The sequence below is a fragment of the Streptomyces sp. NPDC045956 genome (genome assembly GCF_056430705.1).
The window spans coordinates 305077-327848 of the sequence record NZ_JBWKKZ010000003.1 but is presented as its reverse complement, the minus strand read 5'-3'; the positions used below and the strand labels follow the sequence as shown (position 1 = coordinate 327848).

The 22772-nt window shown below is 73.7% G+C and carries 23 protein-coding genes; 13 read left to right on the top strand and 10 right to left on the bottom strand.

All coding sequences use genetic code 11. The features are described 5' to 3' along the window. Positions 1–18: 18 nt before the first annotated feature. Together AC07FV_RS10470 and AC07FV_RS10465 are read right to left on the bottom strand one after the other, a co-directional pair. Positions 19–699: a response regulator transcription factor gene (locus tag AC07FV_RS10470; protein WP_479086154.1), complete on the bottom strand. Its 681-nt coding sequence runs from the start codon at positions 697–699 to the stop codon at positions 19–21. Between the two features lie 76 nt (positions 700–775). Then, positions 776–2026, bottom strand: coding sequence for a sensor histidine kinase (locus AC07FV_RS10465; protein WP_479086152.1), 1251 nt, complete (start codon positions 2024–2026; stop codon positions 776–778). Positions 2027–2205: 179 nt separating this feature from the next. On the opposite strand from AC07FV_RS10465, the gene AC07FV_RS10460 reads away from it, so the two are divergent. Beyond that, positions 2206–2403, top strand: a complete 198-nt coding sequence (locus AC07FV_RS10460; RefSeq protein WP_356607181.1) for a hypothetical protein — start codon at positions 2206–2208, stop codon at positions 2401–2403. Between the two features lie 27 nt (positions 2404–2430). On the opposite strand, the gene AC07FV_RS10455 is transcribed toward AC07FV_RS10460, so the two are convergent. Then, on the bottom strand, positions 2431–2826 hold the full coding sequence (locus AC07FV_RS10455) for a guanyl-specific ribonuclease (RefSeq protein WP_479086151.1): 396 nt from the start codon (positions 2824–2826) through the stop codon (positions 2431–2433). A gap of 152 nt (positions 2827–2978) precedes the next feature. Here AC07FV_RS10455 and AC07FV_RS10450 point away from each other — a divergent pair, with 152 nt between their 5' ends. After that, complete coding sequence (locus tag AC07FV_RS10450; protein ID WP_479086149.1) at positions 2979–3740, top strand: 3-oxoacyl-ACP reductase family protein; 762 nt, start codon at positions 2979–2981, stop codon at positions 3738–3740. 76 nt (positions 3741–3816) lie between these two features. On the opposite strand, the gene alc is transcribed toward AC07FV_RS10450, so the two are convergent. Both alc and allB read right to left on the bottom strand, forming a co-directional pair. Then, on the bottom strand, positions 3817–4947 hold the full coding sequence (alc, locus tag AC07FV_RS10445; protein WP_383639396.1) for an allantoicase: 1131 nt from the start codon (positions 4945–4947) through the stop codon (positions 3817–3819). A gap of 62 nt (positions 4948–5009) precedes the next feature. After that, positions 5010–6347, bottom strand: a complete 1338-nt coding sequence (gene allB, locus AC07FV_RS10440; RefSeq protein WP_356607189.1) for an allantoinase AllB — start codon at positions 6345–6347, stop codon at positions 5010–5012. Positions 6348–6590: 243 nt separating this feature from the next. On the opposite strand from allB, the gene allR reads away from it, so the two are divergent. Beyond that, positions 6591–7394: an allantoin degradation transcriptional regulator AllR gene (gene allR / locus AC07FV_RS10435; RefSeq protein WP_479086147.1), complete on the top strand. Its 804-nt coding sequence runs from the start codon at positions 6591–6593 to the stop codon at positions 7392–7394. Between the two features lie 42 nt (positions 7395–7436). Here the strand turns inward: allR and AC07FV_RS10430 are convergent, their stop codons facing one another. Further along, on the bottom strand, positions 7437–7751 hold the full coding sequence (locus AC07FV_RS10430) for a DUF5955 family protein (RefSeq protein WP_383639389.1): 315 nt from the start codon (positions 7749–7751) through the stop codon (positions 7437–7439). Between the two features lie 232 nt (positions 7752–7983). Between AC07FV_RS10430 and AC07FV_RS10425 the strand changes: the two genes are divergently transcribed. After that, the gene (locus tag AC07FV_RS10425; protein WP_479086145.1) at positions 7984–8583 is read left to right on the top strand and encodes a nucleotidyltransferase family protein; all 600 of its coding nucleotides are present in this window, start codon (positions 7984–7986) and stop codon (positions 8581–8583) included. Positions 8584–8766: 183 nt separating this feature from the next. Continuing rightward, positions 8767–10389 carry a malate synthase A gene (gene aceB, locus AC07FV_RS10420; RefSeq protein WP_383639383.1) on the top strand — a complete coding sequence of 541 codons (1623 nt, stop codon included), beginning with the start codon at positions 8767–8769 and terminating at the stop codon, positions 10387–10389. An 83-nt stretch (positions 10390–10472) separates the two neighbouring features. On the opposite strand, the gene AC07FV_RS10415 is transcribed toward aceB, so the two are convergent. Both AC07FV_RS10415 and AC07FV_RS10410 read right to left on the bottom strand, forming a co-directional pair. Then, positions 10473–11387, bottom strand: a complete 915-nt coding sequence (locus AC07FV_RS10415; protein WP_479086143.1) for a HipA family kinase — start codon at positions 11385–11387, stop codon at positions 10473–10475. A 136-nt stretch (positions 11388–11523) separates the two neighbouring features. Continuing rightward, the gene (locus AC07FV_RS10410) at positions 11524–13059 is read right to left on the bottom strand and encodes an IucA/IucC family protein (RefSeq protein WP_479086142.1); all 1536 of its coding nucleotides are present in this window, start codon (positions 13057–13059) and stop codon (positions 11524–11526) included. Positions 13060–13154: 95 nt separating this feature from the next. On the opposite strand from AC07FV_RS10410, the gene AC07FV_RS10405 reads away from it, so the two are divergent. From AC07FV_RS10405 to AC07FV_RS10395, 3 genes are all read left to right on the top strand, one after another. Continuing rightward, entirely contained in the window at positions 13155–14654 is a 1500-nt protein-coding gene (locus AC07FV_RS10405; RefSeq protein WP_479086141.1) for an IucA/IucC family protein, read from the top strand. 62 nt (positions 14655–14716) lie between these two features. Beyond that, positions 14717–15991 carry a VWA domain-containing protein gene (locus AC07FV_RS10400; RefSeq protein WP_479086139.1) on the top strand — a complete coding sequence of 425 codons (1275 nt, stop codon included), beginning with the start codon at positions 14717–14719 and terminating at the stop codon, positions 15989–15991. Next, positions 15991–16794, top strand: a complete 804-nt coding sequence (locus AC07FV_RS10395; RefSeq protein WP_479086137.1) for a hypothetical protein — start codon at positions 15991–15993, stop codon at positions 16792–16794. The genes AC07FV_RS10400 and AC07FV_RS10395 overlap by 1 nt, the downstream gene beginning before the upstream one ends. Before the next feature lie 151 nt (positions 16795–16945). Here the strand turns inward: AC07FV_RS10395 and AC07FV_RS10390 are convergent, their stop codons facing one another. Continuing rightward, positions 16946–17587, bottom strand: a complete 642-nt coding sequence (locus tag AC07FV_RS10390) for a winged helix-turn-helix transcriptional regulator (RefSeq protein WP_479086136.1) — start codon at positions 17585–17587, stop codon at positions 16946–16948. An 87-nt stretch (positions 17588–17674) separates the two neighbouring features. On the opposite strand from AC07FV_RS10390, the gene AC07FV_RS10385 reads away from it, so the two are divergent. The 4 genes from AC07FV_RS10385 (at position 17675) to AC07FV_RS10370 (ending at position 20748) form a co-directional block, all read left to right on the top strand. Beyond that, positions 17675–18883, top strand: a complete 1209-nt coding sequence (locus AC07FV_RS10385) for a pyridoxal phosphate-dependent aminotransferase (protein ID WP_479086134.1) — start codon at positions 17675–17677, stop codon at positions 18881–18883. 50 nt (positions 18884–18933) lie between these two features. Continuing rightward, complete coding sequence (locus AC07FV_RS10380; protein WP_479086132.1) at positions 18934–19533, top strand: histidine phosphatase family protein; 600 nt, start codon at positions 18934–18936, stop codon at positions 19531–19533. An 84-nt stretch (positions 19534–19617) separates the two neighbouring features. After that, on the top strand, positions 19618–20262 hold the full coding sequence (locus AC07FV_RS10375; RefSeq protein ID WP_479086640.1) for a hypothetical protein: 645 nt from the start codon (positions 19618–19620) through the stop codon (positions 20260–20262). Positions 20263–20325: 63 nt separating this feature from the next. Then, positions 20326–20748 carry an acyl-CoA thioesterase gene (locus tag AC07FV_RS10370; protein WP_479086131.1) on the top strand — a complete coding sequence of 141 codons (423 nt, stop codon included), beginning with the start codon at positions 20326–20328 and terminating at the stop codon, positions 20746–20748. A gap of 13 nt (positions 20749–20761) precedes the next feature. Here the strand turns inward: AC07FV_RS10370 and AC07FV_RS10365 are convergent, their stop codons facing one another. Further along, the gene (locus AC07FV_RS10365; RefSeq protein WP_479086129.1) at positions 20762–21163 is read right to left on the bottom strand and encodes a winged helix-turn-helix transcriptional regulator; all 402 of its coding nucleotides are present in this window, start codon (positions 21161–21163) and stop codon (positions 20762–20764) included. Positions 21164–21260: 97 nt separating this feature from the next. Here AC07FV_RS10365 and AC07FV_RS10360 point away from each other — a divergent pair, with 97 nt between their 5' ends. Beyond that, positions 21261–22697 carry an MFS transporter gene (locus tag AC07FV_RS10360; protein ID WP_479086127.1) on the top strand — a complete coding sequence of 479 codons (1437 nt, stop codon included), beginning with the start codon at positions 21261–21263 and terminating at the stop codon, positions 22695–22697. Positions 22698–22772 lie beyond the last annotated feature (75 nt).

Below are 22772 nucleotides of genomic sequence, written 5' to 3'. Positions count from 1 at the left end.
TCCGTTCCGGCCCCGGCGTCAGAGTCCGTCCTCGCCGTACTCGTCCAGCAGCCCCGCGTCGTAGGCCAGCAGCGCGATCTGCACCCGGTTGTTCAGGCCGAGCCTGGCGAGGATGCGGGAGACGTGGGTCTTGACGGTGGCGACGCTCATGAAGAGCTCCGCGGCGATGGCGGCGTTGGCCATGCCGCGGCCGACCGCGACGGCCACCTCGCGCTCACGGTCGTTGAGCGCGGCGACGCGCGCACGCGCGCGGGAGCGCCTGGTGTCGGCGGTACCGCCGGCCGCGTGGGCCATCAGCCGCCGGGTCACGGCGGGCGACAGGACCGGGTCGCCGGCCGCGACCCTGCGCACCGCGTCCAGGATCTCCGCGGGCGGGGTGTCCTTGAGGACGAACCCGGCGGCACCGGCGCGCAGGGCGCGCAGCACCTGCTCGTCGGCGTGGAAGGTGGTGAGCACGACGACCTGCGGGGCGTCGGGGCGGCCGCGCAGCCGCTCGGTCGCCGTCAGGCCGTCCACCACCGGCATCCGGATGTCCATGAGGACGACGTCCGGCCGGGTGCGGTCGACGAGGGCCCCGACCTCGCCGCCGTCGGCGGCCTCACCGACGATCTCGACGTCGCCGGCGCCGCCCAGCATGAAGGACAGCCCGGCCCGCACGAGCGGGTCGTCATCGACGAGGAGCAGTCTGATCGCAGTCATGGGCCCTACGTAATCACGGTTGCCGGCGGCCGACTTGGTTCCCCTGACGGCGGCCGTCCGGTCGCCGTTGGCGGTCTCATCCCCACGGCAGCCGGGTCCGCACCTCGAACCCGCCCTCGGGTGTCGGGCCGTGCTCCAGGGTGCCGCCCGCCAGCGTGGCGCGCTCGGTCAGCCCGATCAGGCCCTGCCCGGAACCGGGCACGGGGGGCACCTCGCCGAGGGGCGGGGCGTTGCGCACGGACAGGGTGAGGCCCTCGCCCGGGGCGCCGGCGACCGAGACGGTGACCTCGGTGCCGGGGGCGTGCTTGCGCGCGTTGGTCAGTGCCTCCTGGGCGACGCGGTAGGCGGTGCGGCCGACGGAGGCGGAGACACCGGCGGGGTCGGCGACCCGGTCGGCCAGGGTGATCTCCATCCCGGCCTCTCGGCACTCGGTGACCAGGGCGTCGAGTGCCGCGAGCGTCGGCTGGGGACGGCCCTGGTCGTCGGAGTCCCCGGCGCGCAGGACGCCGATGATCTCCCGCAGGTCCTGGAGGGCCTCGTGCGCGCTCTCGCGGATGACCCCGGCCGCCCGCGCCACCTCCTCCCGGGAGGCGTCGGGCCGGAACTCCAGCGCTCCCGCGTGCACGCTGAGCAGCGTCAGCCGATGCGCGAGGACGTCGTGCATCTCGCGTGCGATGGCCTCCCGGGCCAGCCGTTGCGCCCCTTCCGCGCGCAGCAGTGCCTCGGTCTCGGCACGCCGGGCGCGGTCGCGCAGGCTCAGCAGCAACTGGCGCTTGGAGCGGACGAGCAGACCCCAGCCGACGATCGCGGCGGTGAGCAGCAGCCCGATGAGGAGCGAGGCCAGATAGGGCAGTCCGGGTTCCGGGCGCATCCAGTAGAACAGCGGCTGCACCAGGATGCCGACGCCGCCCACCCAGGCCACGTACCGGAACGGACGGTGCACGGCGAGCGTGAACAGGGCGACGAGGGCGGCGCCGCCCGAGGTGGCCGAGAGCAGGGAGACGGGCACCATCGCCACGGCCAGCCCGACCGGCCACCGGCGCCGCAGCCACACCGCGGCGCAGGCCAGCGCCCCGATCACCTGGTCGGCCAGCCGCAGGGCGTCCGACAGGTGCGGCTCCTGGTCGAGGGTGTCCGCGGTCAGCAGCCCGACGCCGACGGCGAGCAGGAAGCAGGTGAAGTCGACGATCCAGTCGCGCCCGGTGCGCCGGGACCGTCCGTCGGCCCGCCGCGCCTGCGGGTACATGTCCTCGACCAGCGCCGCCGGCAGCACCCAGCGCCGCCTGGCGAACGCGGAGGGCGTCGTGGCCCGCTCGTCACTGTTCACGGTCGACGAATCTACGCAGGGGCGGCCGCCACGACGGCCGGGAGAGCGGGATGAGCGACCGAAGTCGCGAAGGTGTCGACTTTCGGCGACCCGGCCCGCGCACACCGGGGCCTTCGGTCGGACAGGGCTCGCCCCGCGGCCGATGTGTGTGGGGGGACCGCGGGGCGAGAGTCGATGCCATGAAGGAGTTGCTGGAGTTCCTGGGCCTGATGGCCGTGATCCAGGGCGTGGCCGGTCTGGTGCACGAGTTCACCGACTGGCGCTGGGGCCTGGTGCAGCGGATCGGCTTCCTCGACGGCTACGAGGTCTACGCGAGCGTGGCGCTGCTCGCTCTCGGCGGCGCGCTGTTCGCCGCCGCCGAGAGCCGGAGCGGATGACCACGGCCACGGGCCGGACCGCGGTGTTCAGCAGCCGTGGTCCACGAGGTCGAACGAGGCGTAGTGGTCGGCCGTGTAGTAGTCCTCCCGGGTCTCCTCACCGGTGACGATCCGGCGGGCGCCACGGGTGTCGGAGCCGGGGGTGATCACCGTGTACTCGTGGTAGTAGCCGGTGGACCGGTCGGGCAGGATGCCCTCCCGGTTCTGGAAGACGGTCCCGTCCTGTTCGAAGGGGTAGGGGCCGCCCCGCTCGATCAGGTCGAGGGTGTCGTGCGCCTGCGCGGGCAGGTCGCTGGAGCAGATGTCGCCCACCGCGGCGGGGGCCGCGCCGGCGGTGGTCGCGGAGACGGTGCCGCCCAGGAGGAGGGCGGACAGGACTGCGGCTGTTGCGCCCAGCCGTGCGGCGCGTGGGGGGAATCGCATGCCCTCATGATGACGCGCGTAGACAGTGGCATGTCAATGACAAGAGCATGGAGGTTACCGGTAAGTCCTATGGGGTTTCGGCGAGTTCGCCGGGCGAGGTCGACGTCCGTTCACCGCCGGTACGAGCCGTCCTGGTCCGCTGGGATGGAGCCATGGAGACGAACACACTCACTCATCCCACCGCCCCCCTGACCGGCCGGAAGGCCCTCGTGACGGGCGGCAGTCGCGGCATCGGCGCGGCGACCGTGCTGCGGCTGGCCCGGGAGGGCGCGGACGTCGCCTTCACCTACGTGAACGGCAAGGAGGCGGCCGATGACGTCGTACGGACCGTCGAGGCGCTGGGGCGCCGGGCGGTGGCCCTGCGGGCGGACGCCGGGGACGCGGACGAGGCCACGGGGGCGGTGGAGCGGGCCGCGGAGGCCCTGGGCGGCCTCGACGTGCTGGTCAACAACGCGGGCGTCGGGCTGCTCGGCCCCGTCGAGGGCTTCTCGGTCGGCGATCTGGACCGGGTGCTGGCCGTCAACGTCCGGGGCGTCTTCCTCACCGCGCAGGCCGCGGCCGCCCGCATGAGCGACGGCGGGCGGATCATCACCGTCGGCAGCTGCATGGCCCTGCGGGTGCCGGGCCCCGGCGGAACGCTCTACGCGATGAGCAAGGCGGCGCTGATCGGGCTGACCAAGGCGCTCGCCCGCGAACTGGGCGGACGGGGCATCACCGCGAACATCGTCCATCCCGGACCGATCGACACCGACATGAACCCGGCCGGCGGACCGTACGCCGAGGGACAGGCGGCGCTGACCGCGCTGGGCCGCTTCGGCACGGCCGAGGAGGTGGCCTCGACCGTCGCCCACCTGGCGTCGGCCGCGTACGTCACCGGGGCGGAGTTCTCGGTGGACGGCGGCCACGCGGCCTGACGCCGGACGGGGCGGTGATGCGCGTGGGGCGCGCCGGTGCTGTCCAGGCCGGGCGCGCCCCACGGGTCGGGGTGGGTCAGCCGCCCAGTTCCTGGTGGCGGGCGGCGAGGTGGGCCGCGCCGTCCTCGGTCAGGGAGCCGAACAGGCGCAGGCGGGAGATGCCGCCGTCGGGGAAGATGTCCACGCGCGCGTGGGTGCCGACGGCCGCCTCGGGCAGGACGAAGCGGTGGTTGGTGTCGGGCTGCATCCGGGTGCGCGGCAGGATCTCGCGCCACTCGCCGTCCTCGCCGTCCTTCACCGACACCGAGGCCCAGCCGGCCGAGTTGCCCTTGAGGTAGGCGGTGTCGATCTCGATCGCGCGGATCTGCGAGCGGTCCACCAGCCGGTAGCGGATCCAGTCGTTGCCCTGGTCGCGGCGGCGGCGGGTCTCCCAGCCGTCGTCCATCTTGCGGGAGCGGCCCGGCTGGATGGTGTTGGTGGCCGGCGAGTAGAAGAGGTTCGAGGCGTCCTCGGCCTGGCCGCCGTTCTCCAGGGCGACCACGTCGAAGGTGCCGAGGGCGGTGAGCCACGCCGGGTCGGGGACCACCTCGCCGTACACGCGCAGGCGGGCGATGCCGCCGTCCGGGTGCTGCTTGAGGCGCAGGTGGGTGAAGCGCTGCTCGGCGGAGACGGCGAAGCCGTTGGCCGCGTGGCCGCCGACCGCGGTGCGCGGGACCAGGGTCGTCCACTTGACGTCGTCCGCGAGCAGTTCCCCGGGCGACGGCGAGCCCTCGACCGAGGTGCCCTCGACGGAGACGGCCTGCGGGTAGTTGCCGCGGAAGTGGGCCGTGTCGACGACGATGCCGCGGATCACGCCGGGAGCGCCGAGGCGGATCAGCGCCCAGTCGTGGTCGTCCTCGGTGGGCCAGGGGTGCTCGGCCGAGGCGCCGCGCCGTCGGCGGGTCTCCCAGCCGTCCATGACCTTGCCCTTGTGCCCGAAGTGCTCGGGGTCGAACTCGGCGGGCTCCGGCACCAGCAGGTTCTCGCGCTGGGCGAAGAACTCGTCGTTGGCGGCGACGACACCCGCGCCGAGCTGCCGGTCGGCAAGGTTGGCGTACTGGGTGAAGGGGAGGTCGGCGGTGCGGTAGTCCGCGTACGGGTCGCCGCCTCCGTAGGGGTTCGCGTCTCCGGTGAAGCTGGCCAACGAGGGGTTCTGCTGGGCCGTCACGGTGATCAGGTGTTCCTTTCGGGGTCGTTCGTGGAGAGTGTGGTCCAGGGGGTCCGGACGCGTCAGGCCCGGTCGAGGAGCTGTCCCTTCGGCTCGGTGAACGCGCCGTCCGCCACGACGCGCCGTCCGCGCAGCCAGGTGGACTTCACGACGCCGTACAGGGTCTTGCCCGCGTAGGCGGTGACGCGGTTGCGGTGCTGGAGGGCGGCCGGGTCGACGGTGAAGGTCTCGTCGGGGGCGAGGACGGCGAAGTCGGCGTCGTGGCCGGCGGCGATGGCGCCCTTGCGCCCGTCGAGTCCCACCTGGCGGGCGGTGTTCGCGGACATCCAGCGCACGATGTCCTCGAGGCCCAGGCCCCGCTCACGGGCCTTGGTCCACATCGCCGGGAGGCTGAGCTGGAGGCCGGCAATGCCGCCCCAGGCGGTGGCGAAGTCGTCGGTCTTGAGGTCGGCCGTGGACGGCGAGTGGTCGGTGACCACGCAGTCGATGGTGCCGTCGACCAGTGCCTGCCACAGCAGGTCCTGGTTGGCGGCCTCGCGGATCGGCGGGCAGCACTTGAACTCGCTGGCGCCGTCGGGCACTTCCTCGGCGGTCAGGGTGAGGTAGTGCGGGCAGGTCTCGACCGTGACCCGCACGCCGTCGGCGCGGGCCTCGGCGATCAGCGGCAGGGCGTCGCTGGAGGACAGGTGGAGCACGTGCACACGGGCGCCGAGCCGCTTCGCCTGGGCGAGCAGGCCGGCGATCGCGGTGTCCTCGGCGTCGCGCGGGCGGCTGGCGAGGAAGTGGGAGTACTTGGGGCCGCCCTGCTGCGGGGCCGCGGCCAGGTGGTGCGGGTCCTCGGCGTGCACGATCAGCAGGCCGTCGAAGGCGGCGATCTCCGCGAGGGACCGGGCCAGCTGCTCCTGGTCGAGGTGGGGGAACTCGTCCACGCCCGAGGGGGACAGGAAGGCCTTGAAGCCGAAGACGCCGGCTTCGTGCAGCGGGCGCAGGTCCTTGACGTTGTCGGGCAGGGCGCCGCCCCAGAAGCCGACGTCGATGTGGGCCTTGTCCGCGGCGACCTCGCGCTTGGTGCGCAGGTTGTCGACCGTGGTGGTCGGCGGGATGGAGTTGAGCGGCATGTCGACGAGGGTGGTGATGCCGCCGGCCGCCGCGGCGCGGGTGGCGGTCCAGAAGCCCTCCCACTCGGTGCGGCCGGGGTCGTTCACGTGCACGTGGGTGTCGACCAGGCCGGGCAGGACGACGTGGTCGCCGACGTCCTCCAGCCGGGCGCCCGCCGGGACGGGGGCGTCGTACGGCAGGACGGCCGTGATCTTCTCCCCGGTCACCGCGACGGACGCGGCGCGTGTCCCCTCGGGAGTGACGACGCGCGTCGAACGCAGCACCAGTTCAGCCTCGGACACCCGAACCCCTCTCTCCGCCGATCTTCGCCGACGATTTCAACGTTCTGTTGAAGGAGTCTTCATTCCCGGTTCCACCTCGTCAAGAGGCACCCTTTGTGTAGGCGTGACCACGACCGAGCCCTGGACGTTTCCACAAAGCGGAATTAGAATTCCAGCAAGCAGAACGTAGCTACGTACAAGCCGGTAGTCAACCGGCCGCCGGGTACGCTTCTTTCCTCCCGCCAGCCCCGAAAGGAACGTGCCGTGCCGACGTCCAGCGCCAGCACCACCGACTCCGCCAGGTCCGCCACAGGCGGCGTCCAGTCCCTGGAGCGCGCCTTCGACCTGCTCGAACGGATGGCGGACGCGGGCGGCGAGGTCGGCCTGAGCGAGCTGTCCGCGAGCAGCGGGCTGCCCCTGCCGACGATCCACCGCCTGATGCGCACCCTCGTGGCCTGCGGATACGTACGCCAGCAGCCCAACCGCCGGTACGCCCTCGGTCCCCGTCTGATCCGGCTCGGCGAGTCCGCCTCCCGGTTGCTCGGCACCTGGGCCCGCCCGCACCTGGCCCGGCTGGTCGAGGAGACCGGCGAGACGGCCAACATGGCCCTGCTCGACGGGGACGAGATCGTGTACGTCGCCCAGGTGCCGTCCAAGCACTCGATGCGCATGTTCACGGAGGTCGGCCGGCGCGTGCTGCCGCACTCCACCGGCGTGGGCAAGGCGCTGCTGGCGGACTTCCCTGCGGACGAGGTGCGGGCACTGCTGGGCCGGACCGGCATGCCGGCGGCGACCGAGAAGACGATCACCACGCCGGACGGTTTCATCGCGGCGCTGGCGGACGTGCGGCGCCAGGGTTACGCGATCGACGACAACGAGCAGGAGATCGGCGTCCGCTGCCTGGCCGTCTCGGTGCCGAACTCCCCCACCGCGGCCGCCATTTCCATCTCCGGCCCGGCGGGCCGGGTCACGGAGGCCGCGACCGACCGCATGGTGCCCCTGCTCCAGCAGGTCGCGGCGGAACTGTCGGAGGCCCTGCTGGCGTCGAACGGCACCCCGGCCACCTGAGCGCGCGCCGCCCGGGGTCACGGCCGCGCCCCGGGCGGTTCCTCAGCGGCGGGGCGGGTCGCCGAAGAGCTCCACGGCCCGGCGGACCTCCGCCAGCCCGGGCGACAGGGCGCTGACCGAGCCGATCGCGCCGGCTATCAGCAGCAGGGAGCGGTGCAGTCGGGAGATCTCGGGCACTCCGTGTGCCGTCATCGCGGCGAGGTCGGCCAGTTCCTCCTCGGCCACCACCCGGTCCGGGAAGTCGGCCGGCAGCGCCGCGAGCCGGCGGCGCAACCGGGACACCGCGGTCCGCAGTTCCGCCACTCTGACGTCCTCGTCGCCGACCGTCACCTGCGCCTGCCCCAAGCTCCGCACCACAGCCCTCCCCCTCGCACCCCGCCGGCCGCACGCCGTCGTGCGCCCCTGCGCGGGAACGTGCCCAGCGCCCCGCGCGCTGGTCGGGCGCCGGAGACGCGGGTCAGTAAACGCCACCCCGAGCGGGCCGCGCCACCGGGCGGACCGAAATTCAGTCCTATGAGCAGCCCGCCGCTCGCCGCACCGCGGCCCCACCCACCGGAACGCACGCCGACCGGTCGGGTATGCAGGACCCATGACTGACGACGAAGACCAGGTGACGGGGTTGCTGCTGGCCGCCGGCGGCGGGCGGCGGCTCGGTGGACGCCCCAAGGCACTGCTCGAACACCGTGGACGCCCGCTCGTCGAACACGCGGTCGCCGCCTTGCGGGCCGCCGGGTGCGCCCGCGTGCACGTCGTCCTGGGAGCGCGTGCCGAGGAGGTGCGGGCGCGGGCGGCGCTCGACGGCTGCGTCCTGGTGGACAACCCCGGCTGGGAAGAGGGCATGGGGTCCTCGCTGCGCGCCGGGCTCGGCTCGCTGACCGGCACCGGAGCGCGGGCCGCGCTGGTCTCCCTGGTGGACCAGCCCGGCATCGGCTCGGAGGCGATGGCACGGGTGCGCGCCGGGTACCGGGACGAGACCTCGCTCGTCTCGGCGGCGTACTCCGGGGTGCGCGGGCATCCCGTCCTCCTGGGCGCCGCCCACTGGGCGGGCGTCTCGGCGACTGCGACCGGGGACCGGGGGGCACGCGCCTACCTGAGGGCACACGAGGCGGAGATCGCGCTCGTGGAGTGCGGGGAGGTGGCGCTGCCCTACGACATCGACACCGCGGCCGACCTGCGCCACCTTGAGTGAAGGCCGTGGCACCCGGCGCCACCTTCCCTCGACTCAGAGAATCTCGACATCAACACTCCTTGAAGTTCCACGATGAGGAAACTACTATCCACTGACCAGAAGCACTCCGCCGCACCGCGAGTGCGCATTGCCCGTTACGTGCCCGTTGGCACCCGGTGCCACCGCTGAAGGAAGTGACAGCTCATGTCCGCACCAGCGCCGTCCACGCTGGCCATCGTCGACGCCGAGCCCCTGCCCCGGCAGGAGGAGGTCCTCACCGATGCGGCGCTCGCCTTCGTGGCCGAGCTGCACCGGCGGTTCACGCCCCGGCGTGACGAGCTCCTCTCCCGCCGTGCGGAGCGCCGCGCCGAGATCGCCCGCACCTCCACGCTCGACTTCCTCCCGGAGACCGCCGCGATCCGCGCGGACGACTCCTGGAAGGTGGCCCCGGCCCCGGCCGCGCTGAACGACCGCCGCGTCGAGATCACCGGCCCCACCGACCGCAAGATGACCATCAACGCCCTCAACTCGGGCGCGAAGGTCTGGCTCGCCGACTTCGAGGACGCCTCCGCCCCGACCTGGGAGAACGTGGTCCTCGGCCAGCTCAACCTGACCGCCGCCTACACCCGCACCATCGACTTCACCGACGAGCGCACCGGCAAGTCGTACGCCCTGCGCCCCGACGCGGAGCTGGCGACGGTCGTCATGCGCCCGCGCGGCTGGCACCTGGACGAGCGCCACCTCCAGGTCGACGGCCGTCCGGTCCCGGGCGCGCTGGTCGACTTCGGCCTGTACTTCTTCCACAACGCCCAGCGCCTGCTGGACCTCGGCAAGGGCCCGTACTTCTACCTCCCGAAGACGGAGTCGCACCTGGAGGCCCGCCTCTGGAACGAGGTCTTCGTCTTCGCGCAGGACTACGTCGGCATCCCGCAGGGCACCGTCCGGGCCACCGTCCTGATCGAGACGATCACGGCCGCGTACGAGATGGAGGAGATCCTCTACGAACTGCGCGACCACGCCGCCGGGCTGAACGCCGGCCGCTGGGACTACCTGTTCTCCATCGTCAAGAACTTCCGTGACGGCGGCGCCAAGTTCGTCCTGCCGGACCGCAACGCGGTGACGATGACCGCCCCGTTCATGCGGGCGTACACCGAACTCCTCGTGCGCACCTGCCACAAGCGCGGCGCGCACGCGATCGGGGGCATGGCCGCGTTCATCCCCTCGCGGCGCGACGCCGAGGTCAACAAGGTCGCCTTCGAGAAGGTCCGCGCCGACAAGGACCGCGAGGCGAACGACGGCTTCGACGGCTCCTGGGTCGCCCACCCCGACCTGGTCCCGATCGCCATGGAGTCCTTCGACAAGGTCCTCGGCGAGCGGCCGAACCAGAAGGACCGGCTGCGTGAGGACGTCGACGTGCGGGCGGCCGACCTGATCGCGATCGACTCGCTGGACGCCAAGCCGACCTACGCGGGTCTCGTCAACGCCGTGCAGGTCGGCATCCGCTACATCGAGGCGTGGCTGCGGGGCCTGGGCGCGGTCGCCATCTTCAACCTGATGGAGGACGCGGCCACCGCCGAGATCTCCCGCTCGCAGATCTGGCAGTGGATCAACGCGGAGGTCGTCCTCGACAACGGCGAGCAGGTCACCGCCGAACTGGCCCGCAAGGTCGCCGCCGAGGAGCTGGCGAACATCCGCGCCGAGATCGGCGACGAGGCCTTCACGGCCGGCAACTGGCAGCAGGCCCACGACCTGCTGCTCACGGTGTCGCTCGACGAGGACTACGCCGACTTCCTGACGCTGCCCGCCTACGAGCAGCTGAAGGGCTGAGGCCCGCCCGGCTCACGGCCCCACCCCGCTCGGCCCCGCCCGCGCCCCCGGTACCGCACAGCACCGGGGGTGCGGGCCCGTCTTCAGGACAGGTGCCGGGACCAGTCCGGCGCGGCGGCAGGCTTGCCGTGCAGGTCGGGGACCCGCTTGAGCCAGTCGGGACGCCCGCGCCGGGTACGCGCCGCGCGGGCGGCGTCCTCGGCGGCCAGTTCCTCGCGGGACGGGAAGTCGGTGGGCAGCCAGTCGCGCGGGGCGCGCACCCGCGCGGACAGCCAGCCGACGTAGGCGTCCCTGACCTCGTCCGGGGTGTCGAAGCCGGCCTCGCGGGTCAGCCAGTCGTCCGGCACCCGTGCGACCACCTCGCGCAGCAGCTCCTCCGTCACCCTCGGCGCCAACTCGGCGTCGGCCGCCCGGACGTCCGGCGCGTACCGGCCCAGGGCGTGGTGGCGGAAGTCGTAGGCCTTCTCCGGCGCGGAGGCGTCCCAGCGGTGGTGGAAGACCAGGGCCGCGCCGTGGTCGATGAGCCACAGGCGGGCCGGCGCCACGCCGAGGGTGGGCCAGACCATGAGGTTGGAGCTGTGCACGGTCCGGTCGACGTTCACGGTGAGGGCGTCCAGCCAGACGACGCGGCCGGCCTCCTCGGGGCCGACGGGGAAGTCCTTCGCCAGTTCGGGCGTGAGGTCGGCGCCGCCCGACAGGTAGTCCATGCCGAGGTTGAGCCCCGCGCTCGCGTTCAGCAGGTCCCGCACCTCCTGGTGCGGCTCGTCGGCGGCGGCCCGGGGGTCGAAGTGGGCGAGGACCAGCTCGGGCACCCGGAGCCCCAGCTCACGGGCCAGCTCCCCGACGATCACCTCGGCGACCAGCGCCTTGCGGCCCTGCGCGGAGCCGGTGAACTTGACGACGTAGGTCCCGAGGTCGTCGGCCTCGACGACACCGGGGACGGAGCCGCCCGAGTGCAGGGGCGTGACGTAGCGCGTCGCGCTGACGCTCCTCAGCATCCTGTCTCCTCCCCTTCCCGTCCCTCCGGCACCGCCCGAGCATAGTGACCAAGCGTGACAGAGCGACGAGCGGTCCCCCGGAGCGTGGCGGGGACAGGGCCGGCCGGCCCGGCACGCCCCGGCCCGGCACGGCCCCTCAGGGCTCCCGCAGCGGGTTGGGCAGCGGCCGGTAGCGGGCGTCGGCGCCGTCCGCGCCCGTCCAGCGGAGCAGGAGGTTGGTCTTGCCGGGGAGGCTGGGCGAGGCGAGGAGCGCGGGGATCTCGGGCAGGTCGTGCCGGGCCAGGGCGCGGCGCGCGGCGGGCCAGGGGTCGAGGCCCGGATGGTGCTCGGCGAGGGCGCCGGCGATCTCGCAGAGGTGGTTGACTACCAGGCAGTAGACCAGCCGTTCCCAGCCGGCCGCCCGGGAGGTGTCCGGCAGCAGCTTCACGCCCTCGGCGTCCCGGAACAGGGCCTGCACCGGGATGCCGGCGGCGTCCACCGCGACCAGGGTGTTCTGCAGGTGTGCCTCCAGGACCACGCCGTCGTCGGCGAAGGCGGTCAGCACCGGCGGGACGACGACGGCGAGGTACGCCTCCCACCAGGCGGCCGGGTCCGTGGCGCGCTCCAGCGGGCTGCCCGGGAAGCCCTCCACCAGAGCGGCGGCCAGCAGCGGGGTCGCGCCGGGCAGGACGCGGCCGCGCAGTCCGTCGCGCACGACGACGGCCAGTTCCTCGAAGGCGAAGTCCGTGGTGCGGTGCCCGCGGTCGGCGAGCCAGGCCGCCGGGGGGCCGACGGCGTCGAAGGCCTCGCTGACCGCCGTGTCGGTGCGGCGCAGCCTCAGCAGGTCGTGCCGCCACAGGCGACGGATGTCGTTGGTGATGCGGACGTCGAGGCTGAACTTGAGGAACAGGTCGCGCCCCGGCGGGTAAGCGGGGGCGTACACCGTGCGGACCGCGGCCGTCGGCCACACGGGGAAGCCCGTGGTGCCGAGCCGGCGGATCCGTCCGTCGGCGAAGGCCGGGGCCAGGGCGGCCGAGGCCAGCCGGAGCTGCCAGGGGTGGGCGGGCAGCATCCGGTAGCCGGGCGGGGCTTCGCCGAGGGCGTCCAGCGCGGTGGTGTCGCCCTCGTCGACGACCGTGTCCTCACGCACGGCCAGCAGGGCCAGCGGGAAGCGGGCGTGCGCCTCGGGTGCGTACGGCAGCCAGTCGGCGTGCGGGCCGCCGCCGCGCGCCTTGGGCGCGGGGTGGTGGGTGTGACCGGTGAGGAGGGACTGCTCGGAGCGGACGTACGGGTCCTGCGGCGGGGTCGCCCGCGCACGGGCCGTCAGCAGCGCGGCCACCGCGTCGCGGCTGTCGGTCATCTCGGTGGGCAGTTCGTGGTTGGGCAGTCCGGTGTGCCGGCGCAGCTCCTCGGCCACGAGTTTCACCAGTTCGGTGTGGCCGGCGCGGTGCCACCCACCCGCCCCGTACACCTCGGGCTCGGCGGGCCGCCGGCCCGCCCGCACCCGCAGCAGCCGGCCGCCGGGGAGCCGGTACACCGGCCGGGCGCCGGGGTCCGGCAGCGGTTCGGCCACCTCGCGCAGCAGGCAGTTGAGCAGCGGTACCGCGGCGTAGGCGTCGGCGCGTTCGGCGACATCGTCCCGGGGCACGGCGTCGGCGCCGGTGGGCGGGGGCAGGAAATCCACGCGTTCCACTCGTTCCCTACGGTCTGTCAAAGGGTGGAGACGATCAGTATGTCTGTCGTCGTTCCCCGGCAGTGCCGTCCCGTCCCTACCCGAGGAGTCCGCCCGTGCACCGTTCCCCCGCCACCGAGGCCGAGGTAGCCGACGAGCTGGCGGCCGTGCGCCCCGCTCTCGTGGCCCGGTTCGCGGCCGAACTGCCCGGCGCCCGCGCCGCGGTGCTCTCCCGGCTCTGGCGTGCGTTCGCCCACGAGCCGATGCCGTGGATCGCGGGCCGCGAACCGGCCCCGGGGGAACTCGTCCTGCGCCTGAGGGACGGCCGACGGCTGGCCGGTCCGGCCGCGGACCCGTACCGCACGGACCCGTACGTGCGGGTCGTGCGGCTTGACGAGGTCGCGTACGACGATCCGGCGCGGCTGATGACCGACCTCGCCGTACCGCGTTCCGCGGGGTTCGCCGCCGAACTCGGGCACAGTGCCGCGTCGCTGGCCCTGTCGCACGCGGCCCGCGAGGATCACCCGGACGAGTGGCCGCGGACCGACTGGGGCTGGGAGCAGCGGGTGGTGGACGGGCATCCCTTCCACCCCAACTGCCGTTCCCGGCCCGGCTTCTCGGTGGCCGAGCAGCTCGCGTACGGGCCCGAGCACGGGCCGGTGGTGGGGCTCGGCCTGGTGCCGGTGGCGGAGACCGGATGCCTGGTGGCGGGGGCGTGGCCGGGGGAGTTGCGGGAGGGTGCGCGGATCCTGCTGCCGGTGCATCCGTGGCAGGCCGCGCACGTGCTCCGGCGGCCGTGCGAGGGACGGCTCGCCGCGCATCCGCTGATGTCCCTGCGCACCCTCGCGGTGCCCGGCGGGCCGCACGTCAAGACCGCGCTGAGCGCCCGGCTGACGTCCTCGGTGCGGGACATCTCCGTCGCCTCCGTCGCCGCCTCGGCGACCCTGTCGTCGTTCGGTGAGGAGCTGGCGGCCCGCACGGACGGCCTGCTCCACGTGACCCGCACCCTGGGCGCGGCCACCGCCCACTCCCCCGACCTCGCCGCCGTGCTGCGCGAGTCGCCGCGGGTGTACGCGGCCGCGGGCGAGCACGTCGTGCCGGTGGGGGCGCTGGCGACCACCGCACTGCCCCGCTCACCGCGGTGGACGGCCCGCTTCGCCCGTCTCGCGCTCGGCGTGGGGCTGCGCGCGCTGGAGCTGGGCGTGGCCCTGGAGGCGCACGGCCAGAACCTCCTGGTGGTGCTGTCCGCGACGGGCGAGCCGCTGCGCCTGGTCTACCGCGACCTCGCCGACATCCGGGTCTCGCCGGCCCGCCTGGCCCGCCACGGTGTCCCGGTCCCCGAGCTGCCCTCCCGCATGCTCACGGACGATCCGGAGGCCCTGCGCCGCAAGGTGTTCGGGTCGCTGGTGGGGGGCGCGCTGGCTTCGGTCGCGGGCTCGGGCGCGGCGCTGCGGGACGCCCTGGGGACGGCCGTGCGGGAACTGCCGCGCTCCCCGGACCTCGTGGCCCTGTGCGGGGCGCCGCTGCCGGTCAAGGCGCTGACGCTGATGCGCACTTCACCCGGGAGCGGCGGGGACCGGTGGGCACAGCTGCCCAATCCGCTGGACTGGAAGTGACGCCGGGACGTCCGCGCGGTCTCGTTTTGGAGCCCGGCCCCGTTGATCCATAAGATCCGCCGATGATCACAAGAACACGGCTGGCGGCGGGCGCTTGTGCCCTGGTCGCCGCGCTGGCGGCCGGGATCGCCTTCCCGGCCGGGGCGTCGGCCGGTGAACCCACGGGCGAGGACGCGCCGAAGGTCGACCTGGTGCTCGACGTCAGCGGTTCGATGCGGACGCGGGACATCGACGGCGGTACGCGGATGGCCGCGGCGAAGCAGGCGTTCAACGAGGTGCTCGACGCGACGCCCGAGGAGGTGCGGCTGGGCATCCGGACCCTGGGCGCCGACTATCCGGGCGACGACCGCAGGACCGGCTGCAAGGACACCGCGCGGCTCTACCCGGTGGGACCGCTGGACCGCACCGAGGCCAAGACCGCGGTGGCGACGCTGGCGCCCACCGGCTGGACGCCGATCGGTCCCGCCCTGCTGGCGGCGGCCGACGACCTCGACGGCGGCGACGGCTCCAAGCGCATCGTGCTGATCAGCGACGGCGAGGACACCTGCGCCCCGCTCGATCCGTGCGAGGTGGCCCGCGAGATCGCCGCCAAGGGCATCGGGCTCACCATCGACACGCTGGGCCTGGTCCCGAACGCCAAGATGCGGCAGCAGCTCAGCTGCATCGCCGAGGCGACCGGAGGGACGTACACCTCCATCGAGCACACCGACGAACTCACCGACCGGGTCAACCAGTTGGTGGAGCGTGCGGCCGACCCGGTGGTGACCCCGGTCGCCACCGAGGGCGCCGGTACGTGCGCGAAGGCGCCGACGCTGGAGTCGGGGCTGTACACCGACCGCGCGGAGTTCGGGCAGCAGCGCTGGTACCGGGTGGACGTGCTGCCCGGACAGGAGGTGCGCGCCTCGGTGAGCGTGGGCGCCGACCGGGCGGTGAACCCGTCCTACGGCGTGCTGCTGCGGGCGGTCACGGTGCACGGCCGGGAGATCGTGCGCGGCGAGGCGGCAGGCGACGGCCGTACGGACGTGATCTCCACGGGCCTGCGCTACCCCGAGGCGGAGCGCGAGGACGCGGACACGGACAAGCCGGCCGCGGAGACCGTGTGCCTCCAGGTCACCCACTCCTTCTCCGTCGCCGCGGGCGTGAAGACCACACCCGGGCTGCCGCTGGAGCTGACCGTCGACGTCGTGGACGGGCCGTCGGACGCCGACGACGTGGCCTCCTTCGGCCTCGGACGCGGCTGGTGGCTGCTCGGCGTGCTGGTGCTCGCCGGCTTCCTGGCCGGCCTGCTGTGGGGCTGGCTGTCGCGCTGGCGGCTCGCGGTCTGGAGGACCAACTGATGCGTGTCGGACACACCTTGACGGCCGCGGCGCTGCTGCTGGGCCTCGCCGCGGCGCCCGCGGCGGCGGACGCGTCGCCCTCCGCGAGCCCGTCGCGGGACGGGGGCGCGCCGACGGCGGCGGGCACCTCCTTCCGCACGGCGGCCGAGATCGAGCAGGGACGGCCGGCCACCGCAAACGGCGCCGCCGGCGACTACCTGTACTGGTCGTTCCCCGCCGACGCCGGACAGCGCCCCACCGTGCGGGCCACGGTGAGACTGCCCGAGACCCACGCCGCCGAGACCTGGCGGGTCGACGTCTACGACGGTCTGCGGCGCCGCCAGGCCTGCCAGTACGGCGCGCAGACCCGCACGGCGGCGGCGGACGCCGGCTCCGTGGAGCTGGCCTGCGTGCTGCGCACCGTGCGTGCCTGGTCCGAGCCGTGGGCGAACGACCCGCTGCCCGGGACGTACTACGTCCGGCTGACGGTCGTGGACCTGCCGACGTCCGACCTCGGCGTCCGGGTGGGCGCGGAGGTCGAGGTGGACTCCAAGGACATGGGCGGGGCGTCGGCGGTGGACGGTTCGTTGTCCGAGCCGCTGGTGCCGGGCGCGGCCGTGCGGCCGGACGCCGACGAGGACGACGCCGGCCGCGGCGCCGTGCTGTCCGCGATCGAGCCCGAGGACGGCTGGTCCTCCGGCTGGTGGTCCGACCGGTGGGTGTGGACGGGGATCGGGGGCGTGCTGGCCGCGCTCGCGGGCGTCGGCGGATACGCGCTGACCCGCGGCTCGGGGCGGCCCGGCCGGGTGCCGCCGGCAGCCTGACCTCAGGAACAGCCTGACCCTCGGAACAGGCTCTCGGATCAGGCTGCCCCTTCGGACAGCCTGATCCCTCGTACAGCCTGCCCCCGCACCGGGCCCGCTCACGGGCCGCGCGGCTCCGGAAGGCCCGCCCGCCGGCGGGCCTTCCTCCGTGTCAGCCCTCGCGGAGCGCCTTGGCCGCCGTGCCCTCCCCGGTCACCTCGACGCGGCCGTCCCGCACCGCGTCCCGCAGGCTCAGCTCACCGCGGCCGATGGCCGCGCAGGTCGGGGCGTCCAGCACGATCCGGGCGCCGGCGCCTCGGGGGGCGGGTCCGTCGCCGTACACCGGCTCCGGACCGTCCGACCCGGCGTGCAGGTGGAACTCCCCCTCGTCCAGCCCCACCTCGACGACCTCCTCGCCGGCCCCCGCCTCCCGCAGGGCGCGCCGCAGGGGCAGCGCGAACCAGTGCGCCCGCACGGCGTCCGTGGGCCGCCGCTCCCCCAGCTCGCCGGCGCCCCACACACCGAGCGCCTCCAGCACCGGCAGCAACGCGGCTCCGCGCGGGGTGAGTTCGTAGACGTACGCCGCTCCCGGCGGGGGCAGCCGCCGCCGGGTCGCCAGGCCGCCCTGCTCCATGTCCTTCAGCCGCGAGGCGAGGACGTCCGTGCTGACGCCGGGCAGGTCGGCGTGCAGGTCGGTGTAGCGCCGCGGACCGGCGAGCAGCTCCCGGACGATCAGCAGGGTCCAGCGGTCGCCGACGGCGTCGAGCGCGCGGGCGGCGGAACAGTACTGGTCGTAGCTTCGGCGAGGTGGCATGCGACGCAGTGTAGACAAGTTGTTGGACTTTCCAAGCTCCTACTTGGTAAAACCAAGCAACACCAGTCACCGGAGGGGAAGCGCCGCATGGAGTTCCGGCAGTCGAACAAGCTCAGCGAGGTCTGTTACGAGATCCGCGGCCCGGTCATCGAGCAGGCCAACGCGCTGGAGGAGGCGGGGCACAGCGTGCTGCGCCTGAACACGGGCAACCCCGCGCTCTTCGGTTTCGAGGCGCCGGAGGAGATCCTCCAGGACATGATCCGCATGCTGCCGCAGGCGCACGGCTACACCGACTCGCGCGGCGTCCTCTCCGCCCGCCGGGCCGTCGCCCAGCGCTACCAGGGTCTCGGCCTGGAGGTCGGCGTCGACGACGTCTTCCTCGGCAACGGCGTGTCGGAACTCGTGTCCATGGCCGTCCAGGCGCTGCTGGAGGACGGCGACGAGGTGCTGATCCCCGCCCCCGACTTCCCCCTCTGGACGGCGGTGACCACCCTCGCGGGCGGCAGGGCGGTGCACTACCTCTGCGACGAGCAGGCCGAGTGGTACCCGGACCTCGCGGACATGGAGTCCAAGATCACCGACCGCACCAAGGCGGTCGTCATCATCAACCCGAACAACCCGACCGGGGCCGTCTACCCCAAGGAGATCGTCGAGGGCATCCTCGACCTCGCCCGCCGCCACGGCCTCATGGTCTTCGCCGACGAGATCTACGACCAGATCCTGTACGACGACGCCGTCCACCACTCGGCCGCCGCGCTCGCGCCCGACCTGGTGGTCCTGACCTTCTGCGGGCTGTCCAAGACCTACCGGGTGGCGGGCTTCCGCTCCGGCTGGCTGGTGGTCACCGGGCCGCGGCAGCACGCGCGCGACTACCTGGAGGGCCTGACCATGCTGGCCTCCATGCGCCTGTGCGCCAACGCGCCCGCGCAGTACGCCATCCAGGCCGCGCTCGGCGGCCGCCAGTCGATCCACGAGCTGACCGCGCCCGGCGGCAGGCTGCGCGAACAGCGCGACGTCGCCTGGGAGAAGCTGAACGAGATCCCGGGCGTCTCGTGCGTGAAGCCCAAGGGCGCGCTGTACGCCTTCCCGCGCATCGATCCCAAGGTGCACCCGATCCACGACGACGAGCGGTTCGTCCTGGACCTGCTGCTGCGCGAGAAGATCCAGGTGGTCCAGGGGACCGGCTTCAACTGGCCGGGCACCGACCACTTCCGCATCCTCACCCTGCCGCACGCGGACGACCTGGAGGCGGCCATCGGCCGGATCGGCCGGTTCCTGGGCGGGTACCGGCAGTGAGCCGGGTACCGCGGTGCGCGGTGCCCGGTGCGGACGCATAGCCTGGGCCCATGGGTGATCTCTTTCTCGTCCGGCACGGTGAGACCGAGTGGTCGCGCTCCGGGCGGCACACCGGGCTGACGGACGTTCCACTGACCGAACAGGGGCGGGAGCAGGCACGGAGCCTGGTGCCGCTGATCCGGTCCCACCGGATCGGGGCCGCGTTCGTCAGCCCTTTCCAGCGGGCCCGGGAGACGGCCGAGCTGATCGGCCTGCACGGGGTGCGGATCGAGCCGGACCTGCACGAGTGGGACTACGGCGGGTACGAGGGGATCACGACGGTCGAGATCCACCGCAGCCGGCCGGACTGGTTCCTGTTCACGGACGGCGTCGCTCCGGGGCCCCCGGAGCACCCCGGGGAGACGCCCGAGCAGGTCGGTGAGCGGGCCGACCGGGTACTGGCCCGGGTCGAGGCCGCCTTCGCCGACACCGAGGGCTGTGTGGTGCTGGTGGCGCACGGGCACTTCCTGCGGGTGCTGACCGCGCGGTACCTGGGGCTGGAGCCGTCCCACGGGGCGCAGTTCCAGCTCGGCACGGGCACGCTGTGCCGGCTGGGCACCGAGCACGGGCGGCCGGTGGTCGCCGCCTGGAATGTCAGACCTCCGTCGTAGCCTTCGAGGGCGTCACCGGTGATGGAACCCATGCGGGAGCCGGTGACGGAACGCATGCCGGAACTGGTGACGGAAGGAGACGCCGTGGCCCCCTCGCCCACCGCCGCTCAGCGGCGGGTCATCTACGCCGCCGACCCCGTGACCGGCCGCCTGCGGGGGACGCGGACGCAGCTCGAGGCGCTGGTCAGGCGCGGGCTGGCCTTCCGGCACCCGCGCCCGCCGCACGACCACTTCCTGACCCCGGCCGGGCACCGGATACGCGAGGCGCCGGCCGAGTCCGCGGCGGCCCCGGCCCCCGAGCCGGCCGCACCGGCCGCGGGCGGAGTCTTCGCCGCCCGGGCGGGCGGCGAGGAGACCGTGCCGGACGGGGCCGGGCCGGCGCGGCTGCGCGAGGTCCGCGGCGCCTGGCAGGGGCTGCTGGAGCTGCGCCGGATGACGCACTCCGACGGGAGCAGGGACCGGCCCTGCGCCTGGGAGCGTACGCATCTCGTGCAGGCCGCCGCGCTCGCCCTGGAGGCGGCGGGCCGTCGGCCGGCGGGGCCGGACGGTGGCGCCGGGTACCGGGTGCGGGCGACACCGCAGCCCGAGGCGGTCGCCGTGCACGAGCCCGACGGCGCGGCGCTGCGGGACTGCGCGACGACGCTGGAGGAGGCGGGCTGGCAGGTCGGGGAGCACACCGAGCCGCGGACCCGCGAGCGCTACCTGCTGGCCTCCCCGCGGAAGGTCTGAGCCACCCGTGTCAGGATCGACGGGTCGGCATCCGCCGCACCGGTACGAGAAGAGGCGACACCCGTGAGCGAACCGTTCTCCGTCCCCGTGACCGTCCGCGGGTACGAGACCGACACCCAGGGACACCTGAACCAGGCCGTGTACCTGAACTACGCCGAGCACGCCCGCTGGTCGCTGCTCCGCGCGGCCGGCATCCGGCAGACCGACCTGGTCGCCCGGGGCGTGGGTCCGGTCGCGCTGGAGACGACCATCCGCTACCGGCGGGAGCTGCTCGCCGGCGACGAGGTCGAGGTGTCCTGTGTCTTCGAGTGGGGCGAGGGGAAGACCTTCCGGATCGTGCAGGTCCTGCGCAAGGCCGACGGCACCGTCGCCGCCGAGATCGAGGCCGTCGGCGGGCTCATGGACCTGACCGCCCGCAAGCTGGTGGCCGATCCACGGCAGCGGTTCCGGGAACTGGCGTCGGACCCGGCCCTGTTCGGCCTGTGATCCGACGCCGCGCTCAGGCGTCCACCAGCTCCGGCCGGTGCTCGGTGTCGTAGGCCGCACGCGACTCGGCGATGTAGACGCGGTTGCGCTCGGCCCAGTTCGTCAGGTGCCGCAGGGATGCGTACAACTCCTGCGCCACCTCGGTCAGTTCGTACTCGACTTTCGGCGGTACGGTCGGGTGGACGGTGCGGACGACGAGCCCGTCGCGCTCCAGGTTGCGCAGGGTCAGCGTCAGCATCCGGCGGCTGATGCCCTCGATGCTGCGCTCCAGTTCGGTGAAGCGGATGGGGCCGGGCGCGGCGGCCACCAGGATCTGGACGCTCCACTTGCCCGCCACCCTGTCAAGAACCTCGCGCACCGGGCACGCGTGCGCGTTGACTGCCTGGGACGTAACACCGGTGTTCCTCTGGGACATCGAACTGCCTCCTTATGCCGGTCCCCAGGGTTACCCACGATGGTCTCCGTCACAAGCAGTGCACCTGGGAACCACTACCAGCGGAGGCCCCGTCGCCATGACGACCATGATCGAGTCCCCGGCCCGGCCGCAGTCCGGAGCAGCCACGCGGTGGCGGGCCCTGGTCGTCCTGTGCGCGGGAGCGCTGATGACGATCCTGGACGGCAACATCGTCACCGTCGCCATGCCCGCGATCCAGGCCGACCTCGGCTTCAGCGGCCCGGGACTCGCCTGGGTGGTCAACGCCTACCTGATCCCGTTCGGCGGCCTGCTGCTGCTGGCCGGACGGCTCGGCGACCTGGTGGGCCGCAAAAGGATGTTCACCACGGGGCTCGCCCTGTTCACCGTGGCGTCCGTGCTGTGCGGCGTCGCCACCGGCCAGGGCCTGCTGATCGCGGCGCGGGCGCTCCAGGGCGTCGCGGGGGCGATGACCATGGCGGTGGTGCTCGGCATGGTGGTCGCGCTCTTCCCCGAACCGCGTGAGCGGGCCCGGGCCATCGCCGTCTTCAGCGCGGTCGGCGCGGCGGGCGGGGCGCTCGGCACCTTCCTCGGCGGGGCCCTCACCGAGGCGCTGAACTGGCACTGGATCTTCCTGATCAATCTGCCGATCGGTGTCGTCGCCTGGCTGGCGGCCGTCCGCGTCCTCGCCCCGGACGCCTCCGCGGGCTCGGTACGGGGCGCCGACTACCCGGGCGCGGCGCTGGTCACCGGCGCGCTGATGCTGACGGTGTACACCATCGTCGGCGCCGGTGATCTCGGCGCCTCCACCACGGCCGTCCTGGCCGTCCTCTCCCTCGCCCTGTTCGCCGCCTTCGCCGTCCGGCAGGCACGCGCCGCCCGCCCGCTGCTGCGGCTGAGGCTGTTCCGCTCCCGGCTGCTGACCGGCGCCAACGCGGTGCAGGTGCTGATGGTGGCGACCATGTACGGCTTCCAGTTCATCGGCGCGCTGTACCTCCAGCGGGTGCTCGGCTACGGCGAGCTGGCCACCGGCACGGCGTTCCTGCCGGCCCCCGTGGCGATCGGGGTGCTGATGCTCGGGTTCTCGGCGCGGACCGTCGGCCGGTTCGGTGCGTACCGGGTGCTGATGGCCGGACTGGTGCTGATCGTCGCGGGGCTGGCGCTGCTCGGCCGGGCCCCGGTCAACGGCTCGTACGTCACCGACGTACTGCCGCCGATGCTGCTGCTGGCCGTCGGGTTCGCCGCCGCGATGCCCGCGCTGACGGGGCTGGCGATGACCGGAGTCCGCGAGGAGGACGCGGGGCTGGCCTCCGGTTTGTTCAACACCACGCAGGTGGTGGGTGGTTCGCTGGGGCTGGCGGTGCTGTCGACGCTGGCCGCGGCCCGGACCGAGGGACTGGTGGGCGAGGGCGCGGCACCGGTGGTGGCGACGGCCGAGGGGTACCAGCTGGCCTTCCGGGTGGCGGTGGCGGTCGTGGCGGCGGCGCTGGTGCTGGCCGCGGTGGTCCTGCGGGAGCGTGCCGGACGGGGCAGGTGACCCGCGGGAGCCACGACAGGTGAGGGCCGGGGCCTCCGACGGAGGCGCCGGCCCGCTTAACGCCCGGGGCTCATC

Bases quoted from the DNA above. Each gene is read 5' to 3' on its own strand.
- AC07FV_RS10470 (WP_479086154.1), bottom strand. From the start codon at position 699: ATGACTGCGATCAGACTGCTCCTCGTCGATGACGACCCGCTCGTGCGG.
- AC07FV_RS10460 (WP_356607181.1), top strand. From the start codon at position 2,206: ATGAAGGAGTTGCTGGAGTTCCTGGGCCTGATGGCCGTGATCCAGGGC.
- AC07FV_RS10455 (WP_479086151.1), bottom strand. From the start codon at position 2,826: ATGCGATTCCCCCCACGCGCCGCACGGCTGGGCGCAACAGCCGCAGTC.
- AC07FV_RS10450 (WP_479086149.1), top strand. From the start codon at position 2,979: ATGGAGACGAACACACTCACTCATCCCACCGCCCCCCTGACCGGCCGG.
- AC07FV_RS10425 (WP_479086145.1), top strand. From the start codon at position 7,984: ATGACTGACGACGAAGACCAGGTGACGGGGTTGCTGCTGGCCGCCGGC.
- aceB (WP_383639383.1), top strand. From the start codon at position 8,767: ATGTCCGCACCAGCGCCGTCCACGCTGGCCATCGTCGACGCCGAGCCC.
- AC07FV_RS10415 (WP_479086143.1), bottom strand. From the start codon at position 11,387: ATGCTGAGGAGCGTCAGCGCGACGCGCTACGTCACGCCCCTGCACTCG.
- AC07FV_RS10400 (WP_479086139.1), top strand. From the start codon at position 14,717: ATGATCACAAGAACACGGCTGGCGGCGGGCGCTTGTGCCCTGGTCGCC.
- AC07FV_RS10395 (WP_479086137.1), top strand. From the start codon at position 15,991: ATGCGTGTCGGACACACCTTGACGGCCGCGGCGCTGCTGCTGGGCCTC.
- AC07FV_RS10390 (WP_479086136.1), bottom strand. From the start codon at position 17,587: ATGCCACCTCGCCGAAGCTACGACCAGTACTGTTCCGCCGCCCGCGCG.
- AC07FV_RS10385 (WP_479086134.1), top strand. From the start codon at position 17,675: ATGGAGTTCCGGCAGTCGAACAAGCTCAGCGAGGTCTGTTACGAGATC.
- AC07FV_RS10380 (WP_479086132.1), top strand. From the start codon at position 18,934: ATGGGTGATCTCTTTCTCGTCCGGCACGGTGAGACCGAGTGGTCGCGC.
- AC07FV_RS10365 (WP_479086129.1), bottom strand. From the start codon at position 21,163: ATGTCCCAGAGGAACACCGGTGTTACGTCCCAGGCAGTCAACGCGCAC.
- AC07FV_RS10360 (WP_479086127.1), top strand. From the start codon at position 21,261: ATGACGACCATGATCGAGTCCCCGGCCCGGCCGCAGTCCGGAGCAGCC.